Source organism: Devosia beringensis, from assembly GCF_014926585.1.
GTDB classification, from domain to species: domain Bacteria; phylum Pseudomonadota; class Alphaproteobacteria; order Rhizobiales; family Devosiaceae; genus Devosia; species Devosia beringensis.
Map to the genome: position 1 here is coordinate 3,083,918 of NZ_CP045422.1, position 14,330 is coordinate 3,098,247.

Consider the following 14,330-nt stretch of genomic DNA (forward strand, 5'->3'; position numbering starts at 1 on the left):
CGCAAGCATCGAACAGTGCGTCGCTGCAAAGGTGAAACTGGCGCGCCGGCACCGGGCGGACGTCCTCAAAACGGCGAAAATGCCAGTCTTTCTGTATACTTACACCAGTGTGCCCTAGGCAGCCTGCTGTTCTCGGGAGACAGCAACGTGCCTCCTTGTGAGTCGTCGTGATAGGCACATATATCGCCTCAGTTACGATTTGTTACCAAGGAGGCTTCCATGTCTGCTCTCAAGATCGCCGTTATCATCTCCTCGACCCGCCCGACCCGCTTTGGCGATCTGCCAGCGCAGTGGATCCTGGCCAAGGCCAATGAACGTCCCGAAATCGAGGCCGAAATCCTCGACCTGCGCGACTTCGACCTGCCGTTCTTTGACGAAATGGCTTCCAATGCCTGGATGCCTTCGGCCAATGCAAACGCGGTCAAGTGGCAGAACAAGATCAGCGAATTCGATGGCTATATCTTCGTGACAGCCGAGTATAACCGCTCGATCACCGGCGCCCTCAAGAACGCGCTCGATCAGGCCTATGTGAACTGGAACAAGAAGGCGTTCGGCGCCGTCGGTTACGGCACTGTCGGTGGCGCCCGCGCCGTCGAACACCTGCGCAACATCGGCGTCGAGCTGCAGATGGCCTCGACCCGTTCGGCCGTGCATATCGGCGGCGCCGATTTTGCTGCCGTGCACCCCGCCTTTGGCGGCACCAAGACAATTGCCGAGATCGAAGGCTCGATCGGCAATTCGGCCAAGGACATGCTGGACCAGCTGATCTGGTGGGGCGCTGCCCTCAAGACCGCCCGCCAGGAAGAGGCTGCAGCCGCGGTTGCCGCCGAATAGACTTACGAAGACCTCCAAAGTCTCGTTTACCAGCAAGGGTCGCTCCGCAAGGGGCGGCCCTTGTTGGTTTGAACCATTGTTGAGGCAAGGTGTTGTGTGAGACTGTGGTCGGGTGTATAGCCGCGCGGCCTTTGACCAAGAGAGCACAGGGTTCATGACGCAGACGAATGCGACCGGCGGCAGCGCCGGCATCGATGCGAGCGACCACAGCCATTCCCGTTCCGCCAAAGATTTCCCCTTGCTGGTCATGGGCGCGATCGGCGTGGTCTATGGCGATATCGGTACCAGTCCGATCTATGCCTTCCGCCAGGCCATGTCGGTTCGGCCCGGCGCCGCGGCAAGCAGCATCGAAATTCTCGGCCTGCTGTCGCTGATCGTCTGGGCCCTGACCCTGACCGTGGCGGTCAAATATGTGTTCTTCGTCACGCGTGCCGACAATAATGGCGAAGGCGGCACGCTGTCGCTGATGGCCCTGGCCCGCAAGACCTTCACCAATCCACCGGCCTGGATCACCATTCTGGGCGTTGTCGGCGCAGCCATGTTCTTTGGCGATGCGATCATCACCCCCGCCATCTCCGTGCTCTCGGCCGTCGAAGGCGTGCAACTGGTACAGCCGGGCATGGCGCGCTGGGTGGTGCCGATCACCCTGGTGATCATTGTCGGGGTGTTCTTCGTGCAGCGCTTCGGCACGGCCAAGGTGTCCATCGTCTTCGGGCCGATCACGGCCATCTGGTTCCTGGTGCTGGGCTTTTCCGGCCTCGTGCACATCATCGACTATCCGGCCGTGCTGTGGGCGATCAACCCCCTGCTGGGGCTGCAGTTTCTCGCAACCCATTTCGGCATTGCCTTTGTGGTGATCGGCGCCATCTTCCTGGCGGTCACCGGCGCCGAGGCGCTCTATGTCGATCTGGGCCATTTCGGGCGCAAGCCAATCGTGCTGGCCTGGTTCGGGCTGGTGTTCCCCTGCCTGCTGCTCAACTATTTCGGGCAGGGCGCGTTCGTGCTCGAAGTGGGCGTGCACAATGTGGAAAGCCCGTTCTTTGAAATGCAGCCCGATTGGGCGCTGCTGCCCTTTGTCGGCCTGGCCACCATGGCCACCATCATTGCCAGCCAGGCGGTGATCTCGGGCACCTATAGCCTCACCCAGCAGGCCATCGCGCTCAACATGCTGCCCCGCATGCAGGTGCTGCACACGTCCGAGACACAGAGCGGCCAGGTCTATATGCCGCAAATCAACACCATGCTGATGATCGGCGTGCTGATCCTGGTGGTGGGTTTCGGCAGTTCCGAGGCCCTTTCCAACGCCTATGGCATTGCGGTTTCGGGGGTGATGGTGGTGACGCTTTCACTGCTGGTGGTGGTGATGTGGCGGAACTGGAAATGGCATCCGGCCGCCGTCATTGCCTTCGGCGTGGTATTTGCCATGATCGACGGGGCGTTCTTCGCCGCGAATGCGGCCAAGCTGTTCCAGGGCGGCTGGGTGCCGGCCGTTGTCGCCGCGGGTGTCGCCCTCATCATGTGGAGCTGGATGTCGGGCCGGCGTCGTCTCGCGGAAAAGACCAGACGAGACGAAGTGCCGCTGGAATTCCTGGTGGAGAACCTGGCCAAGAAGCGGCCGACCCTGGTGCCCGGCACCGCGGTATTTCTGACCAGCGATATAGAGGGCGCGCCCACGGCGCTGCTGCACAGTCTCAAGCACTACAAGGTGCTGCACGAGCAGAACGTCATCCTGACGGTGCGCACCTCGGCCTCGCCGCGCGTTGCGGACGACGAGAAGGTGACCATCGACGCGTATAACGAGCTGTTCAGCCGGGTCGTCGTGACCTTCGGCTATATGGAAACGCCCAATATCCCCAAGGCGCTGGCGCTTGGCCGCAAGCTGGGCTGGAAGTTCGACATCATGAGCACCTCGTTCTTCCTGTCGCGGCGGTCATTGAAGCCGGGCAGCAAGCCAGGCAGCCCGCTGCGCTTCTGGCAGGACCGGCTGTTCACGCGCCTGGCGCGCAATGCCAGCGACGCGACGGAATATTTCCACATTCCCACCGGTCGCGTGGTGGAGATCGGCACTCAGGTGGTGCTGTAGGCAGCGTGCCTACTTCTCCATGTCCGGGCAGACATAGGGCACGGATGCCGTGACATAGCGCTGCTCGAGCACGTCGCTGCCCAGCTTGAGGCTGAGCACAAGTTCGGTCTCGGTGAGGGTGGCGATATCGGCATTGATGGTCATGCCGTCCTCGTCCCAGCTGATGGCGCTGTCGGAGACCTGCTGCCACTTGGAGAGGCGATAGGTTTCCCAGCAGCTGTCGCTGACCAGGGTGCCATCGGCGAGAAAGATCTGCATCGGGCCGGGCAGGGCCGCATCGGCGTCTGAGCGGACCCAGACCTTGTTGAGCAGGGGATTGCTGCGGTCGGCATCCTCGTCAGCGCTGTCTTCTTCGGCGTTCTGGGTATCCTGCGCCATGGCGGGCAGGGTTACGCACGTGCCCACTCCCCAGACGCTGAGCAGCGCGATGATTGCGGCCTTGGTATCCATCAGCAAGTTCCCCGTGTGCCACAGTCAGGTGGTGACTGCATCGGCGTGCGGCAAGGGTGGGCGTGCAAGAAGGCAAGATTGCGTTGGGGAAATGACAGCCCGGCGGTTTTTCCGGGACATCTGGCAGATGCCCCACCGGCGTGCCGGTGGGGTTCGATGATGGGCCGTCGCGATCAGGCCTTGGCGAAGCTGCGCAGGCCGAGCGAGCGGTCGCGGCTGCTGACGCGGTCGGCCTGGACGGGCCAGAGCTTGTAATCGGCGCCGCCCAGTTCGTGATAGGCGTGCACGGCCCAGTTGGGATCGTCGAGCGCACCGCGGGCCAGGGCGATGAAGTCGGCCTCGCCGTTAGCCAGGATGGCCTCGGCCCCCCGGACGTCGCCGAGCAGGCCAACTGCCATGGTGGGGATGTCGGCGCCGTCGCGAACGGCCTTGGCAAAGGGTACCTGATAGTTCGACACCGCATTGATCGTGGCGCCGTCAAAGCCGCCGCTCGAGCAGTCGATGGCGTCGACGCCCAGGGCCTTGAGCTCGCGCGACAGCGCGACGCTGTCCTCGACCTGCCAGCCATCTGGATGCCAGTCGCTGACCGATAGGCGCACCAGCAGAGGTTTGTCGGCCGGCCAGACGGCGCGCACGGCGGCTGTGATCTCGAGCACCAGCCGCATGCGGTTCTCGCGGCTGCCGCCATACTGGTCGGTGCGATGGTTGGCCAGAGGCGAGAGGAACTGGTTGAGCAGATAGCCATGGGCCGCATGGATTTCGACGGTATCGAAACCGGCCTGGTCGGCGCGCTTTGCGGCGGCCACGAAATCGGCGATCAGCTGGGCGATACCGGCGTCGTCGAGGGCCGTCGGGGTCTGGAAGCTGGCGTCGCTGGGGGAATGGGCAATGGCGCTGGGTGCTACCGGGGTCCAGTGCTGATAGCCCACGGCGGCCTTTTCGGCCTCGGACATGCTGGCAGTGTCGTTCCAGGTCACCGGGGTGGAGGCCTTGCGGCCGGCATGGGCCAGCTGGATGCCGGCGGCCGTGCCCTGGGCGTGCAGGAAATCGACGATGCGGGCGAGGGGGGCGATCTGCTCGTCCTTCCACAGGCCCAGATCGGCATAGGAAATGCGGCCCTCGGCGGTAACGCCGGTGGCTTCCAGGATCACCAGGCCAAAGCCGCCAATGGCAAAGCGCCCGAGATGGACCAGATGCCAGTCATTGGCGAAGCCGTCCTGCGCCGAATACTGGCACATCGGGGCAACGACGGTGCGGTTGCGCAGGGTAAGGCCGCGCAGCGTGGCGGGCGAGAAGAGTGCGGACATGGAATGCTCTTTCTTTAAACGTGGCGCATCAATGGACCTTTGCAGCTCCATCGGCAAGTGCCGATGGTTAGGACGCAGTGTTGCCGTCGGTGCATGCAATGATAGGGTCCGTCCGCAACGGAGAGACCAGCATGAAAATTACGCTCGACCTCGCTCAATTGGTGGCCGAGGGCAAACTGACAGCGGCTGAGGCCGAGCGCCTCAAGACCTATGCGGCAGCCGATACCGGGCAATTGGCCATCAATGTTCTGCTGGGGCTGGGTGCCGCCGCGGTGGCAGCCGGGGTGGGGATCCTGATCCCGTCGCTGCAAACCTTGATTGCGCTGGGGGGCATCCTGTTTGTCGCCGGGTTCGCCATGCGCGTGGCCCGCGTTGAGCAATGGTCGGTCTTTGCCCAGATCATCATGGTGATCGGCGCATTGGCGCTGGGCGGCGGTCTGTTTGCTCTGTTTGGCGAGCAGTTGTGGGTGCGTGTAGCGCTCACGCTGGGATTGGCGGTGGCAGGCGTCGTCGCGGCATCGGGACTTCTGGTTTCGCTGGCGGTAATAGCCTTCGGCGCCACCATCACCGTGGATGCCGATCTGTGGACACCGACGCATTATCTGGCCGCTGCGATCGGCTCGTTGTCGCTGCTGACGCTGGCGCTCTATCTGGTGTCGCTGCGTCTGCCGCCCGCCTATGAACGTCTCGCCATCGTCGCCATGCGGACGGCGATCCTGCTGGTCAACGCCGCCTTCTTCATCGGCTCGGTGTTCGGTGACGAACTGCTCGGCTGGTCGAGCCTGTCGTTCGCCATCGCCTGGGCGCTGGCGCTGCTGGCCTTTGGCGGTTGGGCGGTGTCCGCAAACCGGCGCTGGGTGGTCAATGTCGTGGCGGTGTTCGGCGCGATCCACTTCTTCACGCAGTGGTTCATGGTGCTTGGGGCGCAGCCGCTATCGATCCTGGGCGGCGGCCTGTTGCTGATCGGCTTTGGCCTGGCCCTGGCACAGTTCAATCGCGTCTACAGGCAGCGAAGAGCCGTCGCCTGAAACCCCTCTCCCACCCCCCAGGGCGGGAGAGGGGCCATGGCCTAGCTGCCGACGACGCCGCCGTCGCGTTTGGTCAACACCACCAGCGAAGGCCGCGCCGGCATGGAATCGGCAAAGTCCGGCCAGGATGTGCCGGCTTCATCGAGCGTCTCGGCGTCTTCCATGTCGTCGATCCGCAACTCGCCCGGATGCTGCACCGACATGAAGAGGCTGGTGCCATCGGGCGTGAAGGTGGGCGAACAGGCTTCCGAACCGGTCGGCGGAATGTAAAAGAGGCGTGGCAGGGCGCGGCCTTCACCTTCGGTGTCCATGGCATAGACGGCGTCGGCCATGCCATCGGGCGGCGGGCCGTCGGTCGTCACCCAGATGCGGCCGGCCGGATCGACGCCGATATTGTCCGGATCGGTAAACCACCCATTCTGGCTCGTGTCGGGGTGAAACAGGCTCTCCTCCTCAGGCTTTGCCGGGTCGCCGCAGAGAGCGAAGACGTCCCAGGTGAAGCGGTCCGCAGCGTGGTCGGGTGCATCCGGCGCACCGGGCGGCACCAGTTCGAGCAGGTGACCATGCGGGTTGGGACCGCGCGGATTGGCCGGGTTGACGCTCTCGGCCGCGTCGCCGCCGGCGGGCAGACGGTCTTCATTTTCGGTCATCGCGACATAGAGCTTGCCGGTGCCGGTATGGGGGATGAAGCCTTCGGGCGCGTCCATCGGCGTGGCGCCAACCAGATCGGCTGCGGCGCGGGTATTAAGCACCACGTCGGCCTGGCTGGCAAAGCCGGCTTCTGCCGTCAGCAGGCCTTCACCGGCCACTAGCGGCACCCATTCCATCGTGCCGTCGCTGGCAAATTTGGCGACCGACAAGGTGCCGCTGTCGAGCAGGTCCTTGTTGGCGGCGCGATTGTCGGGGTCGTATTTGCCCTCGGTGACGAAGCGATAGAGATATTCGAAGTCGTCGTCGTCGCCCATGAAGACAACGACACGCCCGTCCGGCGCGACGCTGACCTGGGCGCCTTCATGGGTCATGCGGCCCAAGGCGGTGCGCTTGACCGGCTTGGCGGTGGGATCCATCGGATCGATCTCGACGACCCAGTCGAACTTCATCCACTCGTTGGGTTCGTTCTCGAACTTGAAGCGTGGCTCGACGCGCGACACCGAATAGATGTCGTTCTCGTCTTCGTCCCAGCCTTGGCGCTCTACCAACTCCTGGTTGTCCAGCGTCGTATAGTCGCCGGCAAACACGTCCATCGAGCCTTCTTCGCCCGACAGCATGGTGCCCCAGGGGGTGACGCCGCCATTGCAGTTGGAGATAGTGCCGAACACCACGGTGCCCGTGGGGTCGGCTTTGGTCTTGAGGCGGTCGTCGCCGGCCGCGGGGCCGGAGATCACGATCTCGGTGCCCATATGGATGCGACGGTTGTATTGCCCGTCCTTGACGACTTCCCACTGACTGCCATTGCGGCGGATTTCGACGATGCTGACACCCGTCGAGGCCATGACCGTGCGGATCTGCGCGTCGGTCAGCTTGTCGCGATAGTCCTCCATGCTGAGGCCGGGAAACATCAGGAAGGGCGAGGCATATTCGTGGCTGACCAGCAGCAGGCCGCGATCGCTTGCAGTCGAGCCGAGCGGCAGGGGCAGGAAAGCCGTAAAGTCGTTATTGTAGCCGAACTGTCGTTCGGCGGCGGGGCCATCGATGGTGGACAGATCGAAGTCCGGGCTGTCGGGGAAGATGGCGTCGCCCCAGCGCAGCAGCACCTGGCGGTCATAGCCCTCAGGCCAGTGGTCCTCGGCATCGCGCACGCGGGTCAATTCGGTGAAGGTCAGGGTAGAGCCGCCTTCGGATGCGGCGGCGCTGCGCACGCCAAAGCTCTGGCCCAGGGCCGCGACGGCCGAGGTGGCGAGAAACCCTTTGAGCAGGGTGCGGCGATTGAAGCCTTCGTTGAGCAGGGAGCCATAGGTCTGGGCAAAGGCACGGCGCGGATTGGGACGCTCACGCGTCTTCTGACGGTCGGTCATGGTCTGGAACTCTAGAGGGGTTGCTCTTTGAGCATTCCATGCGCAGGCGACCGTTGCGTGACGTCGGCCGGGTCCGGCAATGCGGCGAACGGGGAAAATCGCTGCCAATCGGCCATGCCTGGCAAATAGCCCTTGCGTGGAACCGTACCGTACGGTACGCCTCGACGAAATAGGCCGAAACCGTTCGGCTGTCGCATGAGGATGAGCCCGGTGCCCGTGACCATCAAGGTCAACGAAGAGGTCTTTACCCCCCGCCAGCAGGCTGTGCTGACGGCGGCGCTGGATCTGCTCGTGGAAAATGGCGATGGGCTGACCATGACGGCGGTGGCCCGCCGCGCCTCGTGTTCCAAGGAAACGCTCTACAAGTGGTTCGGCGATCGCGACGGCCTGCTGACGGCCACCGTGCAGTGGCAGGCGGCCAAGGTACGCATGCCGCAGGTGGATCGCACCGGGCTCAATGCCAAGGTGCTGCGCCAGAGCATCGAGCAGTTCGCCCGCGACCTGCTGACGGTGATCACCGGTGAAGTGTCGATCACGCTGAACCGCACCGCCGTCACCCATGCGGCGCAGGAAAAAGACCGGCTGGGCAATATCGTGCTGGAGAACGGGCCGCTGGCCATTCGCCGCCGGCTCAAGCCCATTCTCGAGGCCGGGCGCGATGCGCGCCTGCTGCGCTTTACCAGCAGCGAGGATGCCTATCGCACGTTTTTCGGCCTTGTCGTGCGTGACGTGCAGATCCGCCTGCTGCTGGGGGACACCTCCCTGACGCAGGAAAATGTCGAAGCCAATATCGAAGCGGATGTCAAAGCCGCAACCGACCAGTTCTTCGCCCTCTATGGGGCGAAAGCCAACAATACCTAACACCGCTTATCAAGGGAGCACCCCCATGCGCGTTTATTACGATCGTGATGCCGATCTCAACATCATCAAATCCCGCAAGGTCGCCATTGTCGGCTATGGCAGCCAGGGCCATGCCCATGTGCTGAACCTGCGTGACTCGGGCATTACCGATGTGGTCGTAGCCCTCCGTCCAGGTTCGCCATCGGCCAAGAAGGCCGAGGGCGAAGGCCTCAAGGTGATGAGCGTTGCCGAGGCCTCCAAGTGGGCCGACGTCATCATGATGCTGGTGCCCGACGAGCTGCAGGCCGACATCTACAAGGAACATATCGAGCCAAACATCCGCGACGGCGCCGCCCTGGCTTTCGCCCATGGCCTCAATGTGCACTTCAACCTGATCGAGCCTAAGGCCAGCGTCGACGTCATCATGATCGCGCCCAAGGGCCCGGGTCACACCGTGCGCGGCGAATACCAGAAGGGTGGCGGCGTGCCCTGCCTGATCGCCGTGCATCAGGATCCGTCGGGCAATGCCCATGACATCGCGCTGGCCTATGCCTCGGGTGTCGGCGGCGGTCGCTCGGGCATCATCGAGACCAATTTCCGCGAAGAGTGCGAGACCGACCTGTTCGGCGAACAGGCCGTGCTGTGCGGCGGCGTGGTCGAACTGATCCGTGCCGGCTTCGAGACGCTGGTGGAAGCCGGCTATGCGCCCGAAATGGCCTATTTCGAGTGCCTGCATGAGGTCAAGCTGATCGTCGACCTGATCTACCAGGGCGGCATTGCCAACATGAACTACTCGATCTCCAACACCGCCGAGTGGGGCGAATATGTTTCGGGTCCGCGCATCATCACCTCGGAAACCAAGGCCGAGATGAAGCGCGTGCTGACCGATATCCAGACCGGCAAGTTCACTTCCGAGTGGATGCAGGAAATCAAGTCGGGCGGCGCCCGCTTCAAGGCGACCCGTCGCCTCGCCGACGAGCACCAGATCGAGGAAGTCGGCGCCAAGCTGCGCGACATGATGCCCTGGATCAAGGCCGGCGCGCTGGTCGACAAGGCGAAGAACTAAGTTTTCGTCACAAGAATACCGGAAGCGGGGGTCATGCCCCCGCTTTTTGTTTGTGGCTGCACAGTGTGGGCAGTCCTTAAAGGGGGGCGGGCTGGCTGGCAGCGGAGACCGCGTTATAGCGGTTGCCCAGTTCGATGCGCCGGGCCTGGGCGCGCTGCAGCGTGCGGTTGTCGCCGGCGGATGGTCCCAGGCTGTCAGCGAACTCTTCCAGGCGGTCGTCAAGCTGGCCGAGTAGCTTGAGAGCAGCATTAAGGCGATCGCCGGCATCGGCGGGCGGTGCGTCGAGCGGCCAAGTGATGGCGTCATGCGCGCAGATCGCCGCATTCTCGAGATTGCGCATCTCGATGGGCAACAGCGCCGTGGCATCGTCGGTTTGCCGCGCCTGCTCGATGCGCCTGGCCAGGTCGATGATGCGGGCACATCGATTGGCAGCCTCACTGGCTGTCGCGGCGGCCGCGTCTGCCGCGTCGACCAGCTTTTTCAGCTGCACGGCGCGGTACTGATTGAACAGGGTGACGGCGGCCGTGGCGTCGGCACGGTCCTGGGCGCGGGGGAAGATGCGCGCTGCCGCTTCCGGATCGGCCAGTGTGTATTCGACGAAGGCCATGGCCTCGTCCATGCCGGGGTCGGGCAGCACGAAATGCTCGGTGGTCAGGGCGGCGGCGCTGCGGGCAAACAGCAGGGCGACCCTGCCGTCCTCGGCATTGGCGGGGCGGGGAATGTCGCGAATAAAGCGCATGGCGGTCATAAGGCCACGTCCGGAGCGTGCATTGACGCGGATCAGGTTCGACAGCCGATTGGTGAAGACCAGATGCTGCATGGCCCACAATGGCCCCAGCCTGCTGCGGGGCAGGGATGCCAGCAGCACCGGGGCCGCCAGTTCGAGGGGTTCATCCGTGGCAAAAAAGGGAAGGTCGATCTCCAGGTCGAAATCGCTGAAACCTGCGGGTGCCCCATCCGTGGCCACCGACACCCGCTCGGCGACCCGGTCCGGCTGCGGCTCAAAGGTAAAGCTGAGCTGTCCGGTCCTGGCAAGCGTGTCGTTCACCGAAACGTCGACGGTCACATTGGTCAGCGAACCGGGGTTGTCGGCGTCAAGCGCGACATCGATATCGGCTGCCAGCGCAGCGTATGGCACGGCCAGCGCCAGCAGGATCGTCAGCATCCTCAGCATTACTTGTTCACCCCCAGAATGACGGCCAGATAGTTGCCGTGGAAGGCCACCACGCCGGCCACCGTTGCCTTGGCCAGCTGCACGGTGGTCTGGTCGCCGGCCAGTTCTTCCAGCAGCAGAGGATTGAGTTGAAAGACGGCAAACAGGCTGAGCCATCCTGCGCCGCCGACCAGCAGCAGGAGAAAGGCGGCGCGGCCGACCCGGTTGAGCTGAGTACCGGTCTTGGGTGTTGCCCCAGACAGGTCCGGTACGAAGCAGACCGCGGCAAACACCACCGGGATGGCCGCGATGACCACGGTGATGGTCTGGCCGAAGACGTCGGCCAGCGGAAAAATGAGCAGGGCGACCACCGCGATGGCCGCATCGGTCACCAGCTCCTGGGTGATGCCAAGCCGGCGCGCGAGTAGGATCAGGCACAGCAGCATTGCCATCGTTCCCATGCCCAGTAGCACCAGCAGCAGCGCGGATTGAGCAGCACGGCGGACAAATATGTCGGTGATGAGTCTGGACACGGTGGTTGCCCCGTTGCGGTCATCGGCAGGAGGAGCCTATTGCGACCGGGAAGCAGCGCAAATTGCCTACAACACGTACGGTGGACTACGGCCTGGCAGGTCGGCGCCAATCCGAGCGGATCGAGAACGGCGCGGCCCGTAGGGCGATGGACAGGCCCGGCCCGCTGCTCTCTCGGAACGCGCGCGGAGAGACTTCTGGCGCGGTGGAAACTGCGCTAAACCCATGCGCAGGATAGGGCGGAGTCGTGGGGGTAATATGAGCTTGCCGGAATTTCCCGTAGAGGGCGGTTGCCAGTGTGGGGCGGCGCGGTATCGCCTCAAGGCGAGCCCGCTCTCGGTCTACAACTGCCACTGCAAGGACTGCCAGCGCTATTCAGGCGCCGCCTGGTCGATGTCGATGATCGTGCGGGACGCCGATTTCGAGCTGCTGAGCGGCACGATTGCGCAATATCGCCGCGTGGCCGACAGTGGCAATGTGATTGTCATGAATTTCTGTGCGCATTGCCATGGCTGGCTGTGGAACGATCCGCCGGCGCCGGGCATCAAGGTGGCGCGGGCGGGAACGCTGGACGACATGGACTGGGCTGCGCCGGTGGGCAATATCTGGACCGACAGCAAGGCCGCATGGGTGCATATCGACCCGGCGCAGATCAATTTCGCCAAGGGCGCGACCGACCGCACACCGCTGTTCGACGCCTGGACGCGCTTTACCCAGCAGGACAAATGACCATGGCCGCAGCCGAAGATATCGCCCGCGTCAAGCAGCAGGAGCAGGAACTGATCCTGCCCCGGTTCGACGATGACGTCGCCTTTGCGCTGGGCAGCGCCATCCGCGCGCGGGCGCTGGCTGAGGGCCTGTCGCTGGTTGTCGATATCCGCACCTGGGACCGGCAGATGTTCTTTGCCGCCACCGCCGGCACCAGCGCCGACAATGCCGAATGGGTGCGCCGCAAGATCAACACCGTGCGCCGCTTTGCCCGCGCCAGCTACCGCATGGTGCTGGAGCGTGGCGAGGCGCCGTTTTCGCCGCAGTCGGGCGCCGACCCGGCCGATTACGTGATTGCCGGCGGCGGCTTTCCGCTGCGCGTCGCCCAGGCCGGGATTGTCGGGTGCCTCACCATTTCGGGCCTGCCCGGGCGGGATGACCATGGCGTTGCCGTCGATGCGCTGTGCGATCATCTCGGATTGGACCGAGCGGTCTATGCTTTGCCGGCACAATAGGGGCTCGAGATGAAACTGCCTTATCAGCTGCTCGACGTGTTTACCCGCACCCCGCTGCGCGGCAATCCGCTGGCGGTGGTGAGCAAGGCCGATGGTCTGCTCGACGGCGAAATGCAGGCCATTGCCCGCGAGTTCAACCTCAGTGAGACCGTGTTCCTGCTCAGGCCGCATGGCGAGCGCAACACGGCGGCGCTGCGCATCTTTACCCCCTATCAGGAACTGCCCTTTGCCGGTCATCCCACCATTGGCGCTGCCGTGGTGCTGGGGCTGACCAAGAAGGTCACGGCGGTACGGATGGAGGAGCAGATCGGGCTGGTAACGGCCCTGTTTGAAAAGCTCGATCGGCGCAGCGGCGAGGCCCGCTTTACCCTGCCAAAGCTGCCGGCCCGGCTGGCGCCGCTGACCGATGTGGCGGGGATGGCCAAGGCGCTGGGCATTGACGCCGGGGACATTGGCTGCGGCGATTACCAGCCGGCCGTGTTCAGCGCCGGGGTGCCGTTCCACCTGGTGCCGGTGCGCGATGCCGGCGTGCTCAAGCGCGTGGCCGTCAATGGCTCGGTGTGGAAGGACGTGTTCAGCCACGAGCGCCACTCGGCCTATGTCTTCACCCAGACGCCCGAGGAACACGACGTCGATCTGGCCGCGCGCATGTTTGGCATGGGCCTGGGCGAGGATCCCGGTACCGGGTCGGCCGCGGCGGCGCTGATCGGGCTGCTGGCCGAACACACTGCGCCCAGCGGGCAGAGTGACCTGGTGCTGCGCCAGGGCCATGAAATGGGCCGGCCCTGCCGCATCCTCATCCAGTTCCGCAAGGATGACGGACACCTGATCCATGGCGGTATTGGCGGACACGCCATTGTGGTGGGCGAGGGCGAGCTCGACCTCGGCGAGTAAGCGCCCGGACGGCCGTCATCAGACAGTCGGTCAGCCGTGCTAACTCCCGCGCAGCGGGAGCTCCGACCGAATGCGCTACAAGGATTTTCTGGCCGATACGACGCGGCCCTGTTCGGTCGTGGCCCATCGCGGCGACTGGCGGGACGCGCCCGAGAACAGCCTGCTCGCCATCGAGCGGGCCATTGCACTGGGCTGCACAGTCGTCGAGATCGACGTCCGCCGCACGGCTGATGGCGACTTTGTGCTGCTGCATGACGATGACCTGATGCGGACTGCCAGTGTCGCTGCCATGCCCGAAGACATCAACAGCGCCGACCTGACCCGCTTGCCGCTGCGCAACCGTGACGGCGGTATCGACAATGACTTTAACGGGCAGCTGCTGCCCCGGCTGACGGACGTCTTCGCCCTGACCCGGGACCGCATCTTCGTCCATCTCGATATCAAGCACCGCGCCGTGATCGGCGAGGTCATCGCGCTGGCGCAGGCCATGGGCGTCGACCAGCAGGTCGATGTCTGGGCCGATGTGGCGACCGAGGCGGATGCCCATTGGGTCGAGCAGACGGTGCTGTCGCCCGGCATTGCCTTTGTCGCCCGCACCCGGCTCGAGCAGGCCAGCGGACCGCGCCAGCTCGAGCTGATGTTTGGTCTCAAACCCGATATCTGTGAGCTGTCCTTCAGCAGGCTGGACCAGGTCACGGCGCTGCAGCAGCGCTTTGCGGCGGCGCAAATTCCGCTCTGGGTGAACACGCTGAACGGCGTGGCGTCGCCCGGCTTTACCGACGCGGCGGCGCTGCAGGATCCGGCGGCCATCTGGGGCGCGCTGCTGACGGCTGGGGTTTCCAGCATCCAGACCGATGAAATGGCGGCGCTGCAGCGCTTCCTGCAGACGCTCCGGTAGGCATTTGC

14 protein-coding genes are annotated in these 14,330 nt (G+C 64.3%); 9 read left to right on the forward strand and 5 right to left on the reverse strand.

The genetic code is table 11. The annotated features are described in order from the left end of the window. Positions 1-219: 219 nt before the first annotated feature. Together GDR53_RS15020 and GDR53_RS15025 are read left to right on the forward strand one after the other, a co-directional pair. Positions 220-834 carry an NADPH-dependent FMN reductase gene (locus GDR53_RS15020; RefSeq protein ID WP_193335268.1) on the forward strand — a complete coding sequence of 205 codons (615 nt, stop codon included), beginning with the start codon at positions 220-222 and terminating at the stop codon, positions 832-834. 154 nt (positions 835-988) lie between these two features. Then, positions 989-2,917, forward strand: a complete 1,929-nt coding sequence (locus tag GDR53_RS15025) for a potassium transporter Kup (protein WP_408639767.1) — start codon at positions 989-991, stop codon at positions 2,915-2,917. A 9-nt stretch (positions 2,918-2,926) separates the two neighbouring features. Here the strand turns inward: GDR53_RS15025 and GDR53_RS15030 are convergent, their stop codons facing one another. Together GDR53_RS15030 and GDR53_RS15035 are read right to left on the reverse strand one after the other, a co-directional pair. Then, positions 2,927-3,367 (reverse strand): hypothetical protein, encoded by a 441-nt coding sequence (locus GDR53_RS15030; RefSeq protein ID WP_193335269.1) that lies wholly within the window; start codon positions 3,365-3,367, stop codon positions 2,927-2,929. 173 nt (positions 3,368-3,540) lie between these two features. Further along, positions 3,541-4,674 carry an NADH:flavin oxidoreductase/NADH oxidase gene (locus GDR53_RS15035; RefSeq protein ID WP_193335270.1) on the reverse strand — a complete coding sequence of 378 codons (1,134 nt, stop codon included), beginning with the start codon at positions 4,672-4,674 and terminating at the stop codon, positions 3,541-3,543. Positions 4,675-4,805: 131 nt separating this feature from the next. Between GDR53_RS15035 and GDR53_RS15040 the strand changes: the two genes are divergently transcribed. Further along, on the forward strand, positions 4,806-5,702 hold the full coding sequence (locus tag GDR53_RS15040) for a hypothetical protein (protein ID WP_193335271.1): 897 nt from the start codon (positions 4,806-4,808) through the stop codon (positions 5,700-5,702). A 41-nt stretch (positions 5,703-5,743) separates the two neighbouring features. Here GDR53_RS15040 and GDR53_RS15045 read toward each other — a convergent pair whose 3' ends face one another. Then, on the reverse strand, positions 5,744-7,717 hold the full coding sequence (locus GDR53_RS15045) for a PhoX family protein (RefSeq protein WP_193335272.1): 1,974 nt from the start codon (positions 7,715-7,717) through the stop codon (positions 5,744-5,746). A 201-nt stretch (positions 7,718-7,918) separates the two neighbouring features. Between GDR53_RS15045 and GDR53_RS15050 the strand changes: the two genes are divergently transcribed. Beyond that, a complete protein-coding gene (locus GDR53_RS15050; RefSeq protein WP_193338118.1) occupies positions 7,919-8,578 on the forward strand; it encodes a TetR/AcrR family transcriptional regulator in 660 nt (219 codons plus the stop codon). Between the two features lie 25 nt (positions 8,579-8,603). Next, the gene (ilvC, locus tag GDR53_RS15055; protein ID WP_193335273.1) at positions 8,604-9,623 is read left to right on the forward strand and encodes a ketol-acid reductoisomerase; all 1,020 of its coding nucleotides are present in this window, start codon (positions 8,604-8,606) and stop codon (positions 9,621-9,623) included. Between the two features lie 76 nt (positions 9,624-9,699). On the opposite strand, the gene GDR53_RS15060 is transcribed toward ilvC, so the two are convergent. Next, positions 9,700-10,797, reverse strand: coding sequence for a hypothetical protein (locus GDR53_RS15060; protein ID WP_193335274.1), 1,098 nt, complete (start codon positions 10,795-10,797; stop codon positions 9,700-9,702). After that, a complete protein-coding gene (locus GDR53_RS15065; protein WP_193335275.1) occupies positions 10,797-11,309 on the reverse strand; it encodes a hypothetical protein in 513 nt (170 codons plus the stop codon). The genes GDR53_RS15060 and GDR53_RS15065 overlap by 1 nt, the downstream gene beginning before the upstream one ends. Positions 11,310-11,565: 256 nt before the next feature. Here GDR53_RS15065 and GDR53_RS15070 point away from each other — a divergent pair, with 256 nt between their 5' ends. From GDR53_RS15070 to GDR53_RS15085, 4 genes are all read left to right on the forward strand, one after another. Continuing rightward, positions 11,566-12,036 carry a GFA family protein gene (locus GDR53_RS15070; protein WP_193335276.1) on the forward strand — a complete coding sequence of 157 codons (471 nt, stop codon included), beginning with the start codon at positions 11,566-11,568 and terminating at the stop codon, positions 12,034-12,036. 2 nt (positions 12,037-12,038) lie between these two features. Beyond that, a complete protein-coding gene (locus GDR53_RS15075; RefSeq protein WP_193335277.1) occupies positions 12,039-12,530 on the forward strand; it encodes a heme-degrading domain-containing protein in 492 nt (163 codons plus the stop codon). 9 nt (positions 12,531-12,539) lie between these two features. Next, entirely contained in the window at positions 12,540-13,424 is an 885-nt protein-coding gene (locus GDR53_RS15080; protein ID WP_193335278.1) for a PhzF family phenazine biosynthesis protein, read from the forward strand. A 70-nt stretch (positions 13,425-13,494) separates the two neighbouring features. After that, positions 13,495-14,322: a glycerophosphodiester phosphodiesterase family protein gene (locus GDR53_RS15085; protein ID WP_193335279.1), complete on the forward strand. Its 828-nt coding sequence runs from the start codon at positions 13,495-13,497 to the stop codon at positions 14,320-14,322. Positions 14,323-14,330: the final 8 nt, after the last annotated feature.